Source organism: Rubritalea sp., assembly GCF_039830215.1.
GTDB lineage: Bacteria > Verrucomicrobiota > Verrucomicrobiia > Verrucomicrobiales > Akkermansiaceae > Rubritalea.
In genome coordinates this window covers 1-1,898 of record NZ_JBDOPO010000377.1, presented here as the reverse complement: position 1 = coordinate 1,898, position 1,898 = coordinate 1, and the positions used below count along the sequence as shown (strand labels likewise).

At 49.5% G+C, this 1,898-nt stretch carries 3 protein-coding genes; all 3 read right to left on the bottom strand.

Annotated features, from left to right (window positions below; translation table 11 throughout):
* Positions 1-508 (bottom strand): hypothetical protein (locus tag ABGY95_RS12955; RefSeq protein WP_347442106.1); only part of this gene is annotated, 508 nt, incomplete at its 3' end.
* A gap of 33 nt (positions 509-541) precedes the next feature.
* Complete coding sequence (locus ABGY95_RS12950) at positions 542-1,675, bottom strand: M20 family metallopeptidase (RefSeq protein ID WP_347442105.1); 1,134 nt, start codon at positions 1,673-1,675, stop codon at positions 542-544.
* A gap of 9 nt (positions 1,676-1,684) precedes the next feature.
* The coding region (locus tag ABGY95_RS12945; RefSeq protein ID WP_347442104.1) for a hypothetical protein at positions 1,685-1,898 on the bottom strand (214 nt) is incomplete at its 5' end.

Genomic DNA, 1,898 nt, shown 5'->3' with positions numbered 1-1,898 from the left:
GCACAATGTCCTTGAGGTCGTGGTTTGGGTGTTGCGACCAAAGATCAGATTCCGTGACTGAGTCGATTGTCGCATTTTCTTGAAGGACTTTTCCGGTGCTTTGTTGGAGTACAGAAATCGTATGTGAGTCGCCGAGTGCCGCCTGCTTGAGAAAGTGCTTCCACAGCAGGTAGCCACCGTGGAGGTGATCTTTATCAGATACGATGGGAGCGACTTGATCGATGTAGTTGAAGTACCAAGTTTTAGCGACCGATTCATCGGCGTGGTGTTCCCTAATTCTTAGGCCGTGAGCTTGCTTGTAGTTCTGGATACCTGAGTCACGGAGTTTGACGACCATTACAGGAAGTAAGTTGTCGCCATCTTTGGCAGCGGCTACTTCGTCCTCTTTGAAGACGAATCCGGAGCTGTCTTTGTGGACAAAGAGAAAGCCTCCAGCATTGAGTAGTACCTGCATTCTACGGATGCTGTTGACGCCTACTTTGATGAATTTTGAATCTTTTTGGTACATGAGGGGTGAGTTGTAATGAATCATAAGATGGGATTAGGCTGTGTAGTTGCTCAGTGATTGGATGATTTTGTTGAAGTAATCGACTCCTGCTTCGAGATCTTTGACAGCGATGTGCTCGTCGATTTGATGAGCCGTTTTGATGGATCCGGGCCCAGTGGTAATAGCGGGGATACCAGCAGCAGAGAGAGGAGCCGCATCTGTACACCCGGGGGAGGTGACAGCTTCTGAGTATCCTAGAGAAGACATGAGGTGAGTGAGGATTGGGAGATTAGTCGGAGTCACTAGTGGGGCGGAGTGTCCATATTTCTTCATTTCAATGTGCTGATGGGAGCTGAAACTTGCTTTAAGTGCTTTTTCTGCACCGCCTTCTTGGGCAAGAAACTCGGGAGTGATACGCATGTCGACATCGAGCTCGGCACTTTGAGGAACTTGGTTGAATGCTTCGCCGCCACGGATCATGGCGAGACTCAATGTTGGCTGCCCTAGAATTGGGTTAGCATATTGCTCGAGATCTGACCCGTACGCAATGAGGTCGTGAATAGCTTGAGATAACTCGTTAATGGCATTGCGCCCTAGGTGCGGTGTCGAAGAATGAGTCGATACCCCTTTGGCTTCTAATGTGAACCAAAGAGATCCTCTATTCGCATGAACAATCTGGCATTCGGTGGGTTCTCCAGCTAGGGCGAAGATATAGTCGTTTGCATATTTCTCGGCAAATGCCTTAGCGCCCACTTGGGCAAATTCCTCGTCGACAAAGCCGACGAAATCAATAGCTACGGGTGAGTTAGCTAGTGCTTCCTTGTTCTCTAATAGTGCGCAGATCATGCTGGCCATTGGTCCTTTGGTATCACAGGCCCCACGGCCGTAAATTTTACCATCTCGGGTTTGAGCCTCAAATGGTGAGTCCATTCCTTCAACGCCTACGGTGTCCATGTGTGGCCCAAACAAAATCCTTGGTCGGCCATCTACCGTTGCGAAACGGGCAATGATATTTGAGCGGCCAGGAGCCACTTCTTCTAAAGTTGTGTCGACTCCATGGCTCTCGAAGTATTGCTGGAGGAATGCCGCCACGCGGGCTTCCCCTTGCAGTTCTGTGTCTGTGCCGATTGCTGGGTTGATGCTTGGGATGCTGATGAGCTGATAGAGAAGGTCTGATACTTTTGACATAATATTGGTTTAGGAGTGAGTGTGATTGGTTTCGGAATCCCAGATGGATTCTTGGACTGCGTATGCTGCGTAGCGGGCTCGGCCTTTGGCGACCTTATCCTCAAGAGCATCAAGTTCTAATGCGATCGTGTGCAGTTGCTCTGATGTGAGTGGTGGAAGCGATTCTGGTGCTAAATAGAGGACGCCATTTCTCGATGTGTGCTCGAAGTAGTGTACCGAGCCA

Coding starts and splice junctions, on each gene's coding strand:
- ABGY95_RS12950 (WP_347442105.1), bottom strand. CDS start 1,675: ATGTCAAAAGTATCAGACCTTCTCTATCAGCTCATCAGCATCCCAAGC.